This is a genomic window from Piscinibacter sp. PDB5-1, assembly GCF_056676035.1.
The window spans coordinates 1,309,735-1,326,662 of sequence record NZ_JBWVZL010000001.1 but is presented as its reverse complement, the minus strand read 5'-3'; the positions used below and the strand labels follow the sequence as shown (position 1 = coordinate 1,326,662).

Below are 16,928 nucleotides of genomic sequence, written 5' to 3'. Positions count from 1 at the left end.
CATTGTTTGTGCGAGCGAGTCAGGCCAGCAGTCCCCCTCACTCCACCGTCACGCTCTTCGCCAAATTCCGTGGCTTGTCCACGTCCGTGCCCAGCGCACAGGCCGTGTGATACGCCAGCAATTGCAGCGGCACCACATGCAGGATGGGCGACAGCGCGCCGTAGTGTTCGGGCATGCGGATGACGCGCAGGCCTTCGCCGGGTTCGATGCGGGTGTCGGCGTCGGCAAAGACGAACAGCTCGCCGCCGCGGGCGCGCACCTCTTGCAGGTTGCTCTTGAGCTTTTCGAGCAGCGCGTCGTTGGGCGCGACGGTGACCACCGGCATCTCGGCCGTCACCAGCGCGAGCGGGCCGTGCTTCAGTTCGCCGGCGGGGTAGGCCTCGGCGTGGATGTAGCTGATTTCTTTGAGCTTCAGTGCGCCTTCAAGGGCGATGGGGTAGTGCAGGCCGCGGCCCAGGAAGAGGGCGTTCTGCTTGCGCGCGAATTCTTCTGACCACGCGATGACCTGCGGTTCGAGCGCGAGCACGGCTTGCACGGCCACGGGCAGGTGGCGCAGTGCCTTGAGGTGTTGTGCCTCCTGGTCGTCGCTCAGGCGGCCACGGACCTGGGCGAGGGCCAGCGTCAGCAGAAAGAGGCCGACCAGCTGCGTCGTGAAGGCCTTGGTCGAGGCGACGCCGATCTCGGCGCCGGCGCGGGTGATGTAGGCCAGCTCGCACTCGCGCACCATGGCGCTGGTGGACACGTTGCAGATGGTCAGCGTGTGCGGCATGCCCAGGCTGCGTGCGTGCTTCAGCGCGGCAAGGGTGTCGGCCGTTTCGCCGCTCTGGCTGATGGTGACGACGAGCGTGCGCGGGTTGGGCACGCTGTCGCGGTAGCGGTACTCGCTGGCGACTTCGACGCTGGTGGGGATCTTCGCGATGCTTTCCAGCCAGTACTTGGCGGTCGAACCGCTGTAGTAGCTGGTGCCGCAGGCGAGGATGAGCACCGAGTCCACTTCTTTGAACACGCGGTAGGCACCGTCGCCGAAGAGCTCGGGCGAGATGCCCTGCACGGCGTCAAGCGTGTCGGCAATGGCCTTGGGCTGCTCGAAGATTTCCTTCTGCATGTAGTGGCGGTAGGGGCCCAGCTCGGCCGCGCCGCTGTGGGCGTGCACGGTGCGCACTTCGCGTTCGACCGGTTTGTAGGTGCCTTGCGCGGTGCGCGAGGTGATCCACATCTTGCCGAGCTGCAGATCGACCACGTCGCCCTCTTCGAGGTAGACGATCTGGTCGGTGACGCCCGCGAGCGCCATCGCGTCGCTGGCGAGAAAGTGCTCGGTCTGGCCGTTGTGGCTGCCGACGCCCAGCACCAGCGGCGAGCCTTCGCGCGCGCCGATCACGCGGTGCGGCTCGTCGCGGCAGAAGACGGCAATCGCGTATGCGCCGCGCAGTTGCAGCGTGGCGCGCTGCACGGCGTCGAGCAGGTCGCCGTCGTACAGGTGGTCGATCAGGTGGGCGATGACCTCGGTGTCGGTCTGGCTGTCGAAGCGGTAGCCCTTGGCGACGAGTTGGGCGCGCAGTTCGTCGTGGTTCTCGATGATGCCGTTGTGCACCAGGGCGACCCGCCCCACGGCGGCGGTGTTGGCGTCGGCCCCGTGCGAGAAGTGCGGGTGCGCGTTGTGCACGGCCGGTGCGCCGTGGGTGGCCCAGCGGGTGTGGGCGATGCCGGTGCCGCCATGCACACCGTCCTGGTTGACGTTGGATTCCAGCTCGGCCACACGTGCGGTGCTGCGGGCCCGCCGCAGCTCACCGCCCTGGTGAACGGCGACGCCGCACGAGTCGTAGCCCCGGTATTCGAGCCGCTTCAGGCCCTCGATCAGGATGGGGACGATGTTGCGGTTGCTGACGGCGCCGACGATGCCACACATAGGAATGCCCGGAAGTTGGGTGAACAGGCGCGCATCGTAGGCAGGCTGGCGTGACGTTTGATTGCGAGATTCATGAAAAATAGAAATAAAACGCCAACATTGAGAGGGGTATAAATATTATTGCGAGATGCATGATGAAATGAAATCAAGCGTCGATGTGGTGCTCGACGCCATCGACCTGCGCCTGCTCGACTTGCTGCAGCGCGATGCCAGCCTCACCAACCAGGCGCTGGCCGAGCGGGCGCATGTGTCGCCGGCCACCTGCATGCGCCGGGTCAAACGCCTCGTCGATGTCGGGGTGATCGAAAAGCGCATTGCCGTGCTTTCAGGCCACCATCTGGGGGTTGGACTGACCGTGCTGGCCGAAGTCACACTCGACCGACAAGGGGCCGAACACCTGCTGGCCTTCGAGCGGCGGGCCACGGCCGACGCGGCGGTGCAGCAGTGCTACCGGGTGTCGCCCGGCCCCGACTTTCTGCTGGTGCTGTGTGTGCGCGACATGCCCGCGTACGACGCGGTGGTCCAACGCCTCTTCACCCAGGACGCCAACGTGCGCAACGTCAAGAGTTTCTTCAGCATCCACCGCGCCAAGTTCGACACCGCCTTGCCCCTGCCCGAGCCTTCCACGCGCAGCGGCTGACGCCCACGCGCTGAGCGCATCGGCCCCACTGGCCACCTGCAAGACCCGCTACACCGATGAAATCTCCGTCGCCGCCGTCTTCTTTCTCGCACTCGGTGCTCGATTCCGGCGCTGCGGCCACGGCCTTCCATTCGCCGACCGCGCGGCTGGCGCGTCGGCGGCAAGAGCGCATCCGCATGCTGGGCATGGTGCTCGCCAGCTACCTGGTCGATGGCCTGTTGCTGATGGCGCTGGCGTGGCTGGGCACCGTCGAGGTGGCGGTGCCGCTGCTGTACCTGTCGGCCGGGGCGGTGTCGTGCGGGCTCTTCTATTGGGTGATGCGAGGCGGCATGGGCGACCGGCTGCGCGACCACTACCTCATCGCGCCGCAGATGCTGTTCACCACGCTGCTCAACATCGGCTTCATGCTGTGGGTGCCGCAGGTGGGCCTGCTGTTCCTGATGGTGCTGTTCACGATCTTCGGCTTCGGCGCGCTGCGCATGAGCACCGGCTGGGTGATGACGGCGTGCCTGGGCATCGCCGGCGTGGTGGGCGCGGTGGTCATGCTGGTGGGCGACCGCCTCGCGCTGCCCATGGCCACCTGGCAAGAGCGGGTGGTGTCGGGCGTGTGGTTCGCCTTGCTGCTGGCGCGCGTGGCCTTGCTGGGCTATGTGAGCGCGCAGTTTCGACGCGCGCTGGCGCAGCGCAACCAAGAGCTGGCGGCCACCTTCGAGAAGCTCGCGCTGCTGGCCAACCGCGACGAGCTGACCGGCGCGCTCAACCGCCGCAGCATCATGCGGCTGCTCGAAGAAGAGCACCAACGCATGCAACGCACCGGCGTGCCCTTCAGCGTGGCGCTGATCGACATGGACCACTTCAAGCAGATCAACGACACCCAGGGCCACGCCACCGGCGACGCGGTGCTGCGTGGCTTCACCGTGCGTGCGGCGAACGAGATGCGCACCACCGACCGCCTCGGGCGCTATGGCGGCGAAGAGTTCTTACTGGTCTTCACGTCGACCCAGGACGAGCCTTCGGCCCTGGCCGCGGCCGAGCGCGTGCGCGCCGGCGTCGAGCAGCACGACTGGACGTCCATCGCCCCTGGGCTGCGCGTCACCGTGTCGGCCGGCGTGGCCTTGTGTCGCCGGGGCGAGACGGCCACGCAACTGCTCGGCCGTGCCGATGGCGCGCTCTATGTGGCCAAGCGCGAAGGGCGCAACTGCGTGCGCATGGGGTGACCCGGCCTCACCGGGTGGCAGGTGCCGGCGCGCGCGTCGGCGTCCGGCCGCGCGCCGTGGCGTTCAGACCTTGAACGTGCCCACCACCTCGGCGAGGCGCCGTGTCTGGCCGCGCAGGCTCTCTGCGGCGGCGGCCGACTGCTCGACCAACGCGGCGTTGGCCTGCGTCATCTGATCGAGTTGCGTCACGGCCGTGTTGACCTGCCCGATGCCGTTCGACTGCTCGGATGCGGTGCCCGTGATCTCGCCGATGATGTCGCTCACGCGCTGCACCGAGTTCACGATCTCGGTCATGGTCTGGCCTGCATCGGCCACCAGGCGCGAGCCCGATTCGACCTTGTCCACCGAGGCGCCGATGAGGCCCTTGATCTCGCGCGCCGCTTCGGCCGAGCGGCCCGCCAGCGAGCGCACCTCTGAGGCCACCACCGCGAAGCCGCGGCCTTGCTCGCCCGCGCGCGCCGCTTCGACGGCGGCATTCAACGCGAGGATGTTGGTCTGGAACGCGATGCCGTCGATCACGCCGATGATGTCGGCGATCTTCTTCGAGCTGGCGTTGATGTCGGCCATCGTTGCCACGACCTGCGACACCACCTCGCCGCCACGCCCGGCCACCTGCGCGGCCGAACTCGCGAGCGTGTTCGCCTGCTGTGCCGAGTCGGCCGAGTGGCGCACCGTTTGCGTCAAGTGCTCCATCGAGCTGGCGGTCTGCTGAAGGTTCGCGGCCGCCTGTTCGGTGCGGCTGCTCAGGTCCTGGTTGCCCACTGCAATCTCTTGGCTGGCGCTCGCGATCGACTGCGAGGTGTGGTGCACATCGGCCACCAGGCTGCGCAGGCGTTGCTGCATCTCGACCAGTGCCGTCACGATGCGCCCCAGTTCGTCGGCCCGCGCCGGCGGCATGCGCGTGGTGAGGTTGCCTTGCGCGATCTGCTGCATGGCTTCTTCGATGCCGACGAGCGGGTGCAGCACCGAGCGAGCGGTGCGCCAGGCCATGGCCGCCAGGCCGACCAGGCACAGCAGGGCCACGGCCACGCCGGCACTCAAGAGGCGAGCGCTGTTGCGGTGGGCGGCGTCGTGGCTCTGCTCGGCCTGCTGCTGCGTCAACGGAATCAGCGCTTGCAAAGGCTTGATGCTGGCCTGGTGCAGGGTGGCCCAGTCGTCTTCGAGCACGCTGGTGAGCAGGTTGCGGTCTTTGTCCACATAAGCTTTTTCGAGCTTGGCAAGCGTGCTCTCCACGACCGGCCAGCCCTTGGCCAGGCGATCGGCGGTGTCGCGCATCTCGCCTTCGGCGAAGTCTTGCGTGCCTTGTGCCGAAAGCTCGTCGCGCAAGGCGCCGATGCGCGCGCGCATCTCACGCACATGGTTGAGCGAGCCGGGAATGGGCAGCTGATCGAGCAGCACCCCTGCCGCGCGAAACCGCACTTCCAGCAGCGCGTTTTCGAGCCGCTGCAGGCGCACCAGCGTCTGGATCTCGCGGTCGTACAGCGAGTCGAGCGCGCGCTGGTTGATTTGGTTGGAGCCGATGGCCAGCGCGGCCAGGGCGCACACGCCCAGCAGCGCGAGCGCGGTCAGGGCCAGCAGGCGCCCCTTGATCGAAAGATGCAATCTCATGAACGGCCTCGGTTCGGCGACCCAGCGCCGGGTGCGGCGTGCAGCCGGCCCGTGCTGGAAAGAGCAGCGGTCAGCGCCTGCCGCTTACTGGGTGGGCAGACCTTTTTGCGTCCATTCGGGCACACCGCCGCGGAACCAGTGCACTTTCTTGTAGCCCGCCTTTTGCGCGGCCACCGACGCCTTGTAGCTCTTCCAGCATTCGCCCGCATTGCAGAAGAACACCAGCGGCGCCGCTTTGTCGGCCGGCAGCTTGGTCAGGTCGAATTGGTCGAGCGAGGCGTCGAAGCCGACGTCCTTGGTGCTCTTTTCCTTGTAGGGCACGCTCTTGGCGCCCTTGATGGTCTTTTCGGCGAACTCGGCCGCCACGCGGGTGTCGATCACCGGCACGCCGCTGTCGAGCATCTTCTTCACTTCTTCTGCGGCGACGATCTTCACACCGGCCAGGCTCGACGGCGTTTCAGCCGCCTGCACGCCGGCCACGGCCGCGGCACCCATCACGCTGCAAAGCAGCCACTTCATCCAATTGCGCTTGTTCATCTGGTTCTCCCTGTTTGACGACAGCTGGCCGGGTGAACCCTTCACCACGGCTTCGAGAACCCTTTCGGCCCGCCAGCCCCCGACTTGAGCGCGGCGCGTGTCAAGTATTTGGGGTCCGGCGCGGCAGACCGTTCAGCGTTTGAGAATCACCAAGCCTTTGAGGTATTCGCCCTCGGGAAAGGTCACCGTCATCGGGTGGTCGGGCGCGGCGCCGGTGCGGGCGTAGATCAGGCCATCGGCCCCGGCGTCGAGCCCGGCGCCAGCCACGATCTTGTGGAAGAGGTCGGCGCTGATGCCGCCCGAGCACGAGTAGGTGAAGAGCGCGCCGCCCGGTTCGAGCAGCAGGAAGGCCAGGCGGTTGATGTCTTTGTAGGCGCGCGCGGCGCGTTCGGCGTGCGAGGCCGTGGGCGCGAACTTGGGCGGGTCGAGCACGATGGCGTCGAAGCGCCGGCCTTCGTGCACGAAGCGGCGCAGCGTGTGGTTCACGTCGGCGTCGAGCGCGGTGTGCTGGGCCGGGTCGAAGCCGTTGAGCACCACATGGGCCGTGGCGCGTTCGAGCGCGGGGCCCGACGAATCGACGCTCGTCACCTCGCGTGCGCCACCGGCCAGCGCCGCGACGCTGAAGCCGCCGGTGTAGCTGTAGCAGTTGAGCACGCGCTGAAAGCCGAAGTGCCGCACCGTGTCGGCGAAGAGCTTGCGGCTGTCGCGCTGGTCGAGGTAGTAGCCGGTCTTGTGGCCTTCGGCGACGTCGAGCGTGAGCTGCCAGCCGTGTTCGTGGATGGTGACGGCCGTCGGCCCGTCGCCGCGCAACCAGCCCGTCACCTCGGGCAGACCTTCGAGGCCGCGCGCGCTGGCGTCGCTGCGTTCGTAGAGGCGACTCGCGCCGGTGGCGTCGAGCAGTTGGTCGGCAATCGTCGCCTTCCAGCGCTCGATGCCGGCGCTGAGAAACTGTGCGCTCAGCGTGTCGCCGTAGCGATCGACGATCAGCCCCGGCAGCCCGTCCGCCTCGCCGTGGATCAGCCGCACGCCGTCGCTGGCGATGGGCAGGCGCTTGCGAATGGCCACGGCCTGCGCGATGCGCCGCGCGAAGAAGGCGGCGTCGATGCGCTCGGCCTCGTCGAAGCTCCAGGCGCGCACGCGGATCAGCGAGCTGGGGCTGTACGCGGCCCAGGCCAGAAAGCGCCCATCGTGCGCCGTGACCTTGACCGTCTCGCCCGGGTCGGCCTTGCCCGACGCGATGCTGCCTTCGAAGACCCAGGGGTGGCGCTTGAGCAGCGAGCGTTCTTTGTTCTCGCGAAGACGAATGACTTTCATGGGCGCGATTGTCCGCGCAGCGCGACCGCGTCGGGGCCGTCAGTCTTCGGGGCGCCGCCACAGCCACACGCCGACCGCCAGCAACAGCAGCGGCACGGCGACCTTCACCGCATCGGGCGCGGGTGAGATGGCGATCCAGACCACGCTGGCCGACATGCCCACGGTGGCGAACCACTTCGCCTTGCGCGGCACCGAGCCGCGGGTGCGCCAGCGCACGATGGGCGGGCCATAGACCGGGTGGGCGAGCATGCGTGCTTCGAGCTGCGGCCAGCCCTTGCCGGCCGCCCAGGCCGCCAGCAGGATGAAGGGCACCGTGGGCAGCACAGGCAGCGCCACGCCGATCAGCCCCAGCATCAGCGACACGACGGCCAGCAGCCGCCACAGCAGCATCACGGCGACTTTTCTCAGGATGAGGTCCCTTCGCTGCGCTTCTTCGCCCTTGGGTGCGCGGCGTCGTACACCTTGCTCAGGTGGCCGAAGTCGAGCCGCGTGTAGACCTGGGTGGTGGTGATGTTCGCGTGGCCCAGCAGCTCTTGCACCGCCCGCAGGTCGCCGCTCGACTGCAGCACATGCGACGCGAACGAGTGCCGCAGCATGTGCGGGTGCACGTGCGTGGGCAGCCCGGCCTGCTGCGCCTGGCGCTTGAGGCGCGAGCGCACCTGGCTCGCCGTGAGCCGCGTGCCACGCCGGCTGACGAAGAGTGCGGGCTCACCGGCATCGGCCAGCGTCGGGCGCAGCGTCAGCCAGTGCGACAAGGCCTTCAAGGCCGGTGCGCCCACCGGCACGCTGCGGCGCTTGCTGCCCTTGCCCAGCACCTGGGCGCTGCCGTCGCTGGCGTCGATCCAGCCGGCGGCCTGCGTGCCGGGGTGCAGGTCGAGCCCGACCAGTTCGCCCACGCGCAGGCCGCAGCCGTACAGCAACTCGACGATGCAGTGGTCGCGTGCGGCGAGTGCGGGGTCGTCGGCATCGTCCTGGTGCTCGGCCAGCGCCACGGCCTGATCGACCGACAGCGCCTTCGGCAACGGCTTCGGCGCCTTGGGCGCGCGCACGCCTTCGACCGGGTTCAGCGCCACGCGGCCCTCGCGGCCCAGCCAGCGGTAAAAACCGCGCCAGGCTGACAGCACGATGGCGATGCTGCGCGGCGCGAGCCCCCGCCCATGCAGCGTGGCGGCCCAGCGGCGCACGTGGTGCGTCTGCACCTTCAGCAGATCGACCGGTGCTTCGGCGGCAAACGTTTGCAAACGAAAGAACGCCTCGCTGTACATCGCGCGGGTGCGCTCGGCGAGGCGTCGCTCGGTGTGCAGGTGCAGCAGGTGCTGGCGCAGGTCGTCGTGCAGCACCGGGGCGTTCATGCAGGGCCCGGCGGCGTGGTCAGTCTTGCGCGGGCAACAAGCGCGTGAGCCCGGCGCTGGCAAGTTCGCCGATGCGCGCCAGGAACTCGGTGCCCATGTCCACGGCAAAGCGGGTCGGGTCGGGCGAGGCCAGCACCAGCATGCCGAACGCGGGCGAACTCAGCTCGTTGCGCAGCGGCACCAGCGCCATCGAGGCCACGGTGGCCGGGTCTTCGAGCCACGACACCGCCTCGAAGCCCGAGTTCAACCCGCAATAGGGCAGCGACAGGCTGGACGCGAAGCTCTGCGCATCGGGCGTGACCGTCGTCTTGAAGGGCAGGCCGATGAACGCGTCATCGGCGCCCCACACGCGGATGGCCGCCTGCGGAATCATGAATTGGTGCTTCAACTGCCCGACCAGCACGCCGGGCAGGTCGGCCGGGTCTTGCGTCAGCAAGATGCTGCGCGTCCAGCGGTGCAGCTTGTCGGCGATGGCCACGTTGTCCTGGCCGTGGCGGATCATCTCGACGATCTTCAGTTCGAGTCCGCGGTTCTTCTCGCGCAGCATCTCCATCTGCCGCTCTTGCAGCGACACCGCGCGCTGCCCGTGCGGGCTCAGCAGCTGGATGCTCGCCAGCAGCTCGGCGTGGCGTTCGAAGAAGCCCGGCGTCTGCGCCAGGTAGTTGGCGATGTCACCTTCGGTGATGCCTTGGATGCCCAGGTCGGTGCTCACAGCTCAATCTCTCCTTCGAAAACGGTGACGGCGGGGCCGGTCATCATCACGTGACCGCCCTCATGCCATTCGATGGTCAGGCGACCACCGCGTGTGTCCACATCGACGCGTGCATCGAGAAGCCCTTGGCGGATGCCGGCGACCACGGCCGCGCAGGCCCCGGTGCCGCAGGCCAGCGTTTCACCGGCACCGCGCTCGTAGACGCGCAGCTTCACATGGCCCCGGTTCACGACCTGCAGAAATCCGGCGTTGACCTTGCGCGGAAAGCGCGCATGCGCCTCGATCAGCGGGCCTTGGGTTTCGACTGGCGCGGCATCGACATCGGCCACCACCTGCACCGCGTGCGGGTTGCCCATCGACACCGGTGCGACGTGCACCGTCTGCCCAGCCACGTCGAGCGGCCACAGCGCGAAGCCGTTCACCTCGTGGGCTTGCAGGCCGCTCGCATCGAACGGGATCTTCGCCAGCTCGAAGACCGGCGCGCCCATGTCCACGGTGACGCGACCATCGGTCTGCAGGCGCAGCTCCAGCAGCGTGTTCATCGTCTCGACGCGGATGGTGTCCTGCGCGGTGAGGCCCTTGTCGTGCACGAAGCGCACGAAGCAGCGGGCGCCGTTGCCGCATTGCTCGACTTCTTCGCCGTCGGCCCCGTTGAAGATGCGGTAGCGAAAGTCGATGCCGGGTGTCGCGCTCTTTTCGACCACGAGGATCTGGTCGGCCCCCACGCCGAAGCGGCGGTCGCCCAGGCGGCGCAGTTGATCGGGCGTCAGCGCGAGCGGTTCGCGCGTGGCGTCGAGCACGACGAAATCGTTGCCCGCGCCTTGCATCTTGGTGAAGCGCAATCTCATGGGCGGCGATTATCCGCCTTGGGGCTTGCCGTCACGGGGTGGGGCTTCCTTCGGCAGGCCGCACCCGCCGGTCAGTACAAGCTCGGCTCGCCCGCCGGCCGCGTCTTGAAGCGCTTGTGCACCCACAGGTACTGCGCCGGGTTGCGGCGAATCTCGTCCTCGATCCAGCGGTTCATCGCGGCCGTGTCGGCCAGCGCGTCGTCGCTCGGGAAGTGCGTCCACGGCTCGCCGAAGCGCACGCGGTAGCCCGCACCGCCGGGCAGCATCTCGGCGATCACCGGCTGCACCACCATGCCCAGCGACTTGGCCATGCGCGAGGGCGCGAGCAGGGTGGCCGCCTGCACGCCGAAGAAGGGCACGAAGGCGGCGTCGCGCTCGCCGAAGTCCATGTCAGGCAGGTTGAAGAACGCATGGCCGCGGCGGATGGCGCGGATCAGCGGCAGCGCCTTGTCGCTGCGCGGAAAGATCTCGGCATTGCCGAAGCGAAGCCGCCCCTGGCGAATGGCCGCGTCCATCGCGGCGTTGGTCTGCGCCTGGTAGATCGACGTGACCGTGCGGGTCTGGAACAGCTGCGTCGCCATGCCGGCCACGTCGAGCCCCATGAAGTGCGGCACCAGCCACATCACCGGGCGCTCGCTGCGCTCGGCGAGCTTCACATCGCCTTCGACCTGGATCAGTCGCTTCAGCCGCTCGCCCGAGGCGAACCACAACACGCTGCGTTCGAGGATGCTGCGGCCCAGCCACTGGAAGTGTTCACGCGCCAGGCTTTGGCGCTTCGCCGCGGGCCAGTCCGGAAAACACAGTTCGAGGTTGCGCAGCGCGACGCGGCGGCGCGAGCCGGCCAGCAGGTACAGCAAGGTGCCGAGCGTGCGGCCAAGCGCGGCCAGCAGCGGCAGCGGCAAGCGGTGGATCAACCACATCGTGCCCAGAAGAAGGCGTGCGCCCATGGTCCGTGACCTCTATTCCTTGTCGCCCGCATCGGCCTGCGGGCGTGGCGCCTTGTAGCGGTGGTAGCCCCACAGGTACTGCTCGGGGCACTGGCGGATCAACCCTTCCATCGCGCGGTTGATCGCCGTCGCGGCGGCCGTGGCGTCGTCGGGCAATGCCTCGGGAAAGCGAAAGAAGCGCTGCACATAACCCTGGCCCCGCGGCAGGCGGTCGCCCCAGGTCAGCAGCAGTTCGGCGCCGGTCTGCTGCGCGAGCCGCGCCGCCAGCGTCATCGTGTAGGCGGGCTGGCCGAAGAAGGGTGCCCAGACGCCCATGCCTTCGGGCGGCACCTGGTCGGGCAGCAGGCCGACCATCTCGCCCTTGCGCAGGGCGCGGATCATCTGCCGCACGCCGGCCAGCGAGGCGGGGGCGGCGGCGAGCCTCGGGCGTTCGCGCGAGGTGCGCACGATGTCCTTCAGCCAGGGCTGGCGCGCCGGGCGGTACAGCACCGTGATCGGCTGCTTGTGGCCGAAGCGCTCGGCGATCGCCTGCGCCGTGACCTCGAAGCAGCCCATGTGCGGCGTGAGCAGCAGCACGCCCTTGCCGCGGTCGAGCGCCGCGTCGAGCAGCTCGGCGCCTTCGAAGCGCATGCGGGGCAGGATGGACTGCTCGGCGGGGCGCATCCACAGGTAAGGCAGCTCCATCACCATGCGCCCGGCCGACGCGACCGCACCGCGTGCGCGCCGCGCGGGCACCTGCGCCATCTGCGCGTGGGCACGGAAACGTTTGCGATACGCCGGCGAGAGCGCGTAGCTCAACCAGCCCAGCGCGGCCCCGACGGCCTGCAGCAGCCACAGCGGCCAGCCCGAGAGCCAACGAAAAAGTCTCAGCATGGGTGCTTGTTCGTGCGATTCAGGGGGGCTGAACCGCCAATCCTTGTTCCTATAATCCGCCCGTCGCCGAGTTACTGAACTACTTGCGGGGCGACGCAGGGCCAGCGTGCTGGCACTGCCGGGCCGGTGTATGCCGGCTCCATAAATTCTGCTAAAGCGTTCGCCGCTCCTCCAGATTCATCAGGCCGGCAACGCGATCCGCAACCTGACTGGAGTTTAAGAGTGTCGAACGATTTCCTTTTCACATCCGAATCCGTCTCTGAAGGCCACCCCGACAAGGTCGCCGACCAGATCTCCGACGCGATCCTCGATGCCATCTTCGAGCAAGACCCCCGCTCGCGCGTCGCCGCCGAGACGCTGACCAACACCGGCCTCGTCGTGCTGGCCGGTGAGATCACCACCAACGCCCACGTCGATTACATCCAGGTCGCGCGCGACACCATCAAGCGCATCGGCTACGACAACACCGAATACGGCATCGACTACAAGGGCTGCGCGGTGCTCGTCGCCTACGACAAGCAGTCGAACGACATCGCCCAGGGCGTGGACCATGCCTCCGACGACCACCTCAACATCGGCGCCGGCGACCAGGGCCTGATGTTCGGCTACGCCTGCGACGAAACGCCCGAGCTGATGCCCGCGCCGATCTACTACGCGCACCGCCTCGTCGAGCGCCAGGCCCAGCTGCGCAAGGACGGCCGCCTGCCCTTCCTGCGTCCTGACGCGAAGAGCCAGGTCACGATGCGCTACGTCGATGGCAAGCCGCACAGCATCGACACCGTCGTGCTGTCCACGCAGCACAGCCCCGACCAGAGCGAGACTCAGCACAAGATGAAGGCCTCGTTCACCGAAGCCATCATCGAAGAGATCATCAAGCCCGTCCTGCCCAAGGAATGGCTGAAAGAGACGAAGTACCTGATCAACCCGACCGGCCGCTTCGTCATCGGCGGCCCGCAAGGTGACTGCGGCCTGACCGGCCGCAAGATCATCGTCGACACCTACGGCGGCGCCTGCCCGCACGGTGGTGGCGCGTTCTCGGGCAAAGACCCCTCGAAGGTGGACCGCTCGGCCGCCTACGCCGCACGCTACGTGGCCAAGAACATCGTCGCCGCCGGCCTGGCCAAGCAGTGCCAGATCCAGGTGGCCTACGCCATCGGCGTTGCCCGCCCGATGAACGTCACGGTCTACACCGAAGGCACCGGCGTCATCTCCGACGACGCGATCGCCAAGCTGGTCAACGAGCACTTCGACTTGCGCCCGAAGGGCATCATCCAGATGCTCGACCTGCTGCGCCCGATCTACACCAAGACGGCGGCCTACGGCCACTTCGGCCGCGAAGAGCCCGAGTTCAGCTGGGAGCGCACCGACAAGGCCGCCACGCTGCGTGCCGCCGCGGGCCTCAAGTAAACCGACCCCGCGAACGAACACAGGCCGCCTTCGGGCGGCCTTTTTCGTTGTGGTGCCCCGGCCTCTTTGAGCGGGGCCAGAGGTCAAGGCTGAACAGGACAGTCCCGGGCTCGCCACAAAAGAAAAGGGCTGCCGAAGCAGCCCTTTCGTCAAGCAGGCAGAGAGCCTGGACTTACATGTCCATGCCCATGCCACCCATGCCGCCCATGCCACCCGGCATGCCGCCGGCCGGGGCGTCGTCCTTGGCCGATTCGGCGACCATGCACTCGGTCGTCAGCATCAGCGAAGCGACCGACGCGGCGTTTTGCAGCGCGGTGCGGGTCACCTTGGTCGGGTCCAGGATGCCCATTTCGATCATGTCGCCGTAGGTGTCATTGGCGGCATTGAAGCCGTAGTTGCCCTTGCCACCCAGCACGGCGTTGATCACCACGCTCGGCTCGCCACCGGCGTTGGCCACGATCTCGCGCAGCGGCGCTTCGATCGCCTTCAGGATCAGCTTGATGCCGGCCTCTTGGTCGGCGTTGTCACCCTTGATCGAGCCAGCCGACTGACGGGCGCGCAGCAGGGCCACGCCACCACCGGCCACGATGCCTTCTTCAACGGCGGCACGGGTTGCGTGCAGCGCGTCTTCGACGCGGGCCTTCTTTTCCTTCATCTCGACTTCGGTGGCAGCACCGACCTTGATGACGGCCACGCCGCCGGCCAGCTTGGCCACGCGCTCTTGCAGCTTTTCGCGGTCGTAGTCGCTGGTGGCTTCTTCGATCTGCACGCGCACTTGCTTCACGCGGGCTTCGATGTCGGCTGCAGCGCCGGCGCCGTCGATGATGGTGGTGTTTTCCTTGCCCACTTCAACGCGCTTGGCTTGGCCCAGATCGGCCAGCGTGACCTTCTCGAGCGTCAGGCCGACTTCTTCAGCGATGACCTTGCCGCCCGTCAGGATGGCGATGTCTTCCAGCATGGCCTTGCGGCGGTCGCCGAAGCCAGGGGCCTTCACAGCCACGACCTTCAGGATGCCGCGGATCGTGTTGACCACCAGCGTCGCCAGGGCTTCGCCTTCGACTTCTTCGGCAATGATCAGCAGCGGACGGCCAGCCTTCGCCACTTGCTCCAGCGTGGGCAGCAGGTCGCGGATGTTGCTGATCTTCTTGTCGAACAGCAGCACGAAGGGGTTGTCCAGAATCGCGGCTTGCTTTTCCGGGTTGTTGATGAAGTACGGCGACAGGTAGCCGCGGTCGAACTGCATGCCTTCGACGACGTCCAGTTCGTTGTTCAGCGACTTGCCGTCTTCGACGGTGATGACGCCTTCCTTGCCGACCTTGTCCATCGCTTCGGCAATGATCTGGCCGACGTCGAGGTCGCTGTTGGCCGAGATGGTGCCGACTTGCGCGATTTCCTTGCTGGTCGTGGTGGCCTTCGAAGCCTTCTTCAGCTCGGCAACCAGGGCCGTCACGGCCTTGTCGATGCCGCGCTTCAGGTCCATCGGGTTCATGCCGGCGGCCACGTACTTCATGCCTTCGCGCACGATGGCCTGGGCCAGCACGGTGGCGGTGGTGGTGCCGTCACCGGCGTTGTCGCTGGTCTTGGAAGCAACTTCCTTGACCATTTGCGCGCCCATGTTCTGAAGCTTGTCCTTCAGTTCGATTTCCTTGGCGACCGACACGCCGTCCTTCGTCACCGTGGGGGCGCCGAACGAGCGCTCGAGCACCACGTTGCGGCCCTTCGGGCCCAGGGTCACCTTGACGGCGTTGGCGAGGATGTTCACGCCTTCGACCATGCGGGCACGGGCTTCGCCGCCGAAGATCACGTCTTTTGCTGCCATGTGTATTACTCCGAAATTCTTAGAGGGTTGAGCTGTTCAAGCGGGCGTCGAATTACTTTTGTCTCCGGTCGGGCCTGCCGCCCTTGACTTCGCTGTGCGAAGGGAGCCTCGACGAAAGCAATCGACGGTGCCGATTACTTTTCGACGACAGCGAACAGGTCTTCTTCGCGCATCACGAGCAGTTCGTCGCCGTCCACCTTGACGGCCTGGCCGCTGTACTTGCCGAACAGCACGCGGTCGCCGACCTTGACGTTCAGAGCGATGAAGTCGCCCTTGTCGTTGCGCTTGCCCGGGCCAACGGCCAGGACTTCGCCCTGGTCCGGCTTCTCAGCGGCGGCGTCGGGGATCACGATGCCCGAAGCGGTCTTGGTTTCTTGTTCGAGGCGCTTGACGATCACGCGATCGTGCAACGGACGAAGTTTCATAGCATCTCCTTGATGTCTCAGAACGAAGTTCTTTCGGGGAATGAAGCGCAAGTGTGCGCCCATTAACTTGTGCGGGATGCCGGATCGCCGGTGGCTTTCGGCATCGTTAGCACTCACCGGGGGCGAGTGCTAGCAGACGGAATTATAGGGACGAGGTGACGCGTTTCAAGGGTTGTCACCTCAACGCCGTGGCAACCAGCCCAGCCCATGCGCGTGCAGGCTCTGGATGTAGAGCCGGTCGGCGGTTTCGGCCACGCTGGTGGTTTCGGGGTAGGCGCCGTCCGGGTCTTGCAGGTCTTCGAGCACGCGGCCTTGTTCGTCGATCGCGAAGACATGGCCGTAGGCCGGGGGGATCGGCCACAACGCGCGCGGCAGCCGCAGCGTGACTTTGCGCAGGAAAGGCGTGTCGGCCATCTTGTCGATGGTGGGGTTGCGCGGCTTGGCCAGCCCGACCCACAGGCGCCCCTCGCGGCCGCGCATCAGGTTGTCGGGATAGCCCGGCAGGTTGTCGAGCAGCACCTGCGCTCGGGCTTGCGTTGCGCGAGACAGGTCGAGGTCGCGGGCACGGGCATCGAGCTTCCAGATGCGGTAGCGACCCGTCTCGTTGACGAAGAGGGCCTGGCCGTCGGCCGACAGTGCAATGCCGTTGGCGAACGCCAGGCCGCGCGCGACCACCTGCACCTGGCGCGTCGCCGGGTCGTAGGCCAGCACGCGGCCCGTGGCCGACTGTTCGAGGATGTCGAGCACGCTGGCCTCGAAGGTGCCGCCCCAGTCGCGCGGCGCAAAGCGTCCCGAGGCGTCGGTGAAGTAGACGGTGCCGCTTGGCGCCACCACCACGCTGTTGGCGTAGCGGATCGGGTCGTCAGTCGAGACCCGGTCGGCGAGGACGGCGACCGTGCCGTCGGGGGCGACGCGCAGCAAGCCCTTCAGCGCATCGGCGGCGACCAGGTGCCCCTGCGCATCGAAGTCGAAGCCCAGCACGCGGCCGCCGGTGCGGGCGATGACGGTCCGCTGGCTACCGTCGGGTGCCATCTTCAAGAGGGCGCCGCTCGCCACGGCGGCGTAGAGCTGGCCGTCCGGGCCGATGGCGACGTGCTCGGGGCCGACCTCGCCGCCCAGGTCGATGGTGCGCAGCTGCGCCAGGCGTTCGTTGCGCGCATGCGGGCCGACGTAACCCGGCGCTGCCGGCGCCTGCCAGCGGGCCGGTTCGATCGGCACCGGCCAGAGGGCGAGGTAGGCGGCGAGCGCCACAAGGCCCGCGAGGGCGAGGCGGGTGATGACTCGGGCGATGCCGCGGGTGCGGGCGGGTTTCATGGGACGCGT

The 16,928-nt window shown here is 67.5% G+C and carries 16 protein-coding genes; 3 read left to right on the top strand and 13 right to left on the bottom strand.

Features of this window, described 5'->3' with window-relative positions:
* Positions 1 to 37 precede the first annotated feature (37 nt).
* Positions 38 to 1,906 (bottom strand): glutamine--fructose-6-phosphate transaminase (isomerizing), encoded by a 1,869-nt coding sequence (glmS, locus tag AC1KAT_RS06000; protein WP_480323786.1) that lies wholly within the window; start codon positions 1,904 to 1,906, stop codon positions 38 to 40.
* Positions 1,907 to 2,045: 139 nt separating this feature from the next.
* Between glmS and AC1KAT_RS05995 the strand changes: the two genes are divergently transcribed.
* Both AC1KAT_RS05995 and AC1KAT_RS05990 read left to right on the top strand, forming a co-directional pair.
* Positions 2,046 to 2,546: an Lrp/AsnC family transcriptional regulator gene (locus AC1KAT_RS05995; protein ID WP_480323784.1), complete on the top strand. Its 501-nt coding sequence runs from the start codon at positions 2,046 to 2,048 to the stop codon at positions 2,544 to 2,546.
* A gap of 56 nt (positions 2,547 to 2,602) precedes the next feature.
* Entirely contained in the window at positions 2,603 to 3,763 is a 1,161-nt protein-coding gene (locus tag AC1KAT_RS05990; protein WP_480323782.1) for a GGDEF domain-containing protein, read from the top strand.
* A gap of 63 nt (positions 3,764 to 3,826) precedes the next feature.
* Here the strand turns inward: AC1KAT_RS05990 and AC1KAT_RS05985 are convergent, their stop codons facing one another.
* The 9 genes from AC1KAT_RS05985 to AC1KAT_RS05945 all read right to left on the bottom strand — a co-directional run bounded on the left by AC1KAT_RS05985 (position 3,827) and on the right by AC1KAT_RS05945 (position 11,954).
* Positions 3,827 to 5,371, bottom strand: coding sequence for a methyl-accepting chemotaxis protein (locus AC1KAT_RS05985; RefSeq protein WP_480323780.1), 1,545 nt, complete (start codon positions 5,369 to 5,371; stop codon positions 3,827 to 3,829).
* A gap of 84 nt (positions 5,372 to 5,455) precedes the next feature.
* Positions 5,456 to 5,908 carry a rhodanese-like domain-containing protein gene (locus AC1KAT_RS05980; RefSeq protein WP_480323778.1) on the bottom strand — a complete coding sequence of 151 codons (453 nt, stop codon included), beginning with the start codon at positions 5,906 to 5,908 and terminating at the stop codon, positions 5,456 to 5,458.
* A 132-nt stretch (positions 5,909 to 6,040) separates the two neighbouring features.
* Entirely contained in the window at positions 6,041 to 7,222 is a 1,182-nt protein-coding gene (locus AC1KAT_RS05975; protein ID WP_480323776.1) for a class I SAM-dependent rRNA methyltransferase, read from the bottom strand.
* A gap of 39 nt (positions 7,223 to 7,261) precedes the next feature.
* On the bottom strand, positions 7,262 to 7,612 hold the full coding sequence (locus tag AC1KAT_RS05970; protein WP_480323774.1) for a YbaN family protein: 351 nt from the start codon (positions 7,610 to 7,612) through the stop codon (positions 7,262 to 7,264).
* 14 nt (positions 7,613 to 7,626) lie between these two features.
* Positions 7,627 to 8,574, bottom strand: a complete 948-nt coding sequence (locus tag AC1KAT_RS05965; RefSeq protein WP_480323772.1) for a tyrosine recombinase XerC — start codon at positions 8,572 to 8,574, stop codon at positions 7,627 to 7,629.
* A 19-nt stretch (positions 8,575 to 8,593) separates the two neighbouring features.
* Positions 8,594 to 9,274 carry a DUF484 family protein gene (locus tag AC1KAT_RS05960; protein ID WP_480324315.1) on the bottom strand — a complete coding sequence of 227 codons (681 nt, stop codon included), beginning with the start codon at positions 9,272 to 9,274 and terminating at the stop codon, positions 8,594 to 8,596.
* Positions 9,275 to 9,282: 8 nt separating this feature from the next.
* On the bottom strand, positions 9,283 to 10,134 hold the full coding sequence (gene dapF / locus AC1KAT_RS05955) for a diaminopimelate epimerase (RefSeq protein ID WP_480323770.1): 852 nt from the start codon (positions 10,132 to 10,134) through the stop codon (positions 9,283 to 9,285).
* A 71-nt stretch (positions 10,135 to 10,205) separates the two neighbouring features.
* A complete protein-coding gene (locus tag AC1KAT_RS05950) occupies positions 10,206 to 11,081 on the bottom strand; it encodes an LpxL/LpxP family acyltransferase (protein ID WP_480323768.1) in 876 nt (291 codons plus the stop codon).
* Positions 11,082 to 11,093: 12 nt separating this feature from the next.
* Entirely contained in the window at positions 11,094 to 11,954 is an 861-nt protein-coding gene (locus tag AC1KAT_RS05945; protein ID WP_480323766.1) for a lysophospholipid acyltransferase family protein, read from the bottom strand.
* Between the two features lie 222 nt (positions 11,955 to 12,176).
* Here AC1KAT_RS05945 and metK point away from each other — a divergent pair, with 222 nt between their 5' ends.
* Positions 12,177 to 13,361, top strand: coding sequence for a methionine adenosyltransferase (metK, locus tag AC1KAT_RS05940; RefSeq protein WP_480323764.1), 1,185 nt, complete (start codon positions 12,177 to 12,179; stop codon positions 13,359 to 13,361).
* Between the two features lie 172 nt (positions 13,362 to 13,533).
* Here the strand turns inward: metK and groL are convergent, their stop codons facing one another.
* The 3 genes from groL to AC1KAT_RS05925 all read right to left on the bottom strand — a co-directional run bounded on the left by groL (position 13,534) and on the right by AC1KAT_RS05925 (position 16,919).
* Entirely contained in the window at positions 13,534 to 15,180 is a 1,647-nt protein-coding gene (groL, locus tag AC1KAT_RS05935; protein ID WP_480323762.1) for a chaperonin GroEL, read from the bottom strand.
* Between the two features lie 134 nt (positions 15,181 to 15,314).
* The gene (gene groES, locus AC1KAT_RS05930) at positions 15,315 to 15,605 is read right to left on the bottom strand and encodes a co-chaperone GroES (protein ID WP_480323760.1); all 291 of its coding nucleotides are present in this window, start codon (positions 15,603 to 15,605) and stop codon (positions 15,315 to 15,317) included.
* Between the two features lie 180 nt (positions 15,606 to 15,785).
* Positions 15,786 to 16,919 (bottom strand): SMP-30/gluconolactonase/LRE family protein, encoded by a 1,134-nt coding sequence (locus tag AC1KAT_RS05925; RefSeq protein ID WP_480323758.1) that lies wholly within the window; start codon positions 16,917 to 16,919, stop codon positions 15,786 to 15,788.
* Positions 16,920 to 16,928 lie beyond the last annotated feature (9 nt).

What these genes read in the sequence shown, in the direction of transcription:
- glmS (WP_480323786.1), bottom strand. Translation starts at nt 1,906, where the DNA reads ATGTGTGGCATCGTCGGCGCCGTCAGCAACCGCAACATCGTCCCCATC.
- AC1KAT_RS05995 (WP_480323784.1), top strand. Translation starts at nt 2,046, where the DNA reads ATGAAATCAAGCGTCGATGTGGTGCTCGACGCCATCGACCTGCGCCTG.
- AC1KAT_RS05990 (WP_480323782.1), top strand. Translation starts at nt 2,603, where the DNA reads ATGAAATCTCCGTCGCCGCCGTCTTCTTTCTCGCACTCGGTGCTCGAT.
- AC1KAT_RS05985 (WP_480323780.1), bottom strand. Translation starts at nt 5,371, where the DNA reads ATGAGATTGCATCTTTCGATCAAGGGGCGCCTGCTGGCCCTGACCGCG.
- AC1KAT_RS05980 (WP_480323778.1), bottom strand. Translation starts at nt 5,908, where the DNA reads ATGAACAAGCGCAATTGGATGAAGTGGCTGCTTTGCAGCGTGATGGGT.
- AC1KAT_RS05975 (WP_480323776.1), bottom strand. Translation starts at nt 7,222, where the DNA reads ATGAAAGTCATTCGTCTTCGCGAGAACAAAGAACGCTCGCTGCTCAAG.
- AC1KAT_RS05970 (WP_480323774.1), bottom strand. Translation starts at nt 7,612, where the DNA reads ATGCTGCTGTGGCGGCTGCTGGCCGTCGTGTCGCTGATGCTGGGGCTG.
- AC1KAT_RS05965 (WP_480323772.1), bottom strand. Translation starts at nt 8,574, where the DNA reads ATGAACGCCCCGGTGCTGCACGACGACCTGCGCCAGCACCTGCTGCAC.
- dapF (WP_480323770.1), bottom strand. Translation starts at nt 10,134, where the DNA reads ATGAGATTGCGCTTCACCAAGATGCAAGGCGCGGGCAACGATTTCGTC.
- AC1KAT_RS05950 (WP_480323768.1), bottom strand. Translation starts at nt 11,081, where the DNA reads ATGGGCGCACGCCTTCTTCTGGGCACGATGTGGTTGATCCACCGCTTG.
- AC1KAT_RS05945 (WP_480323766.1), bottom strand. Translation starts at nt 11,954, where the DNA reads ATGCTGAGACTTTTTCGTTGGCTCTCGGGCTGGCCGCTGTGGCTGCTG.
- groL (WP_480323762.1), bottom strand. Translation starts at nt 15,180, where the DNA reads ATGGCAGCAAAAGACGTGATCTTCGGCGGCGAAGCCCGTGCCCGCATG.
- groES (WP_480323760.1), bottom strand. Translation starts at nt 15,605, where the DNA reads ATGAAACTTCGTCCGTTGCACGATCGCGTGATCGTCAAGCGCCTCGAA.
- AC1KAT_RS05925 (WP_480323758.1), bottom strand. Translation starts at nt 16,919, where the DNA reads ATGAAACCCGCCCGCACCCGCGGCATCGCCCGAGTCATCACCCGCCTC.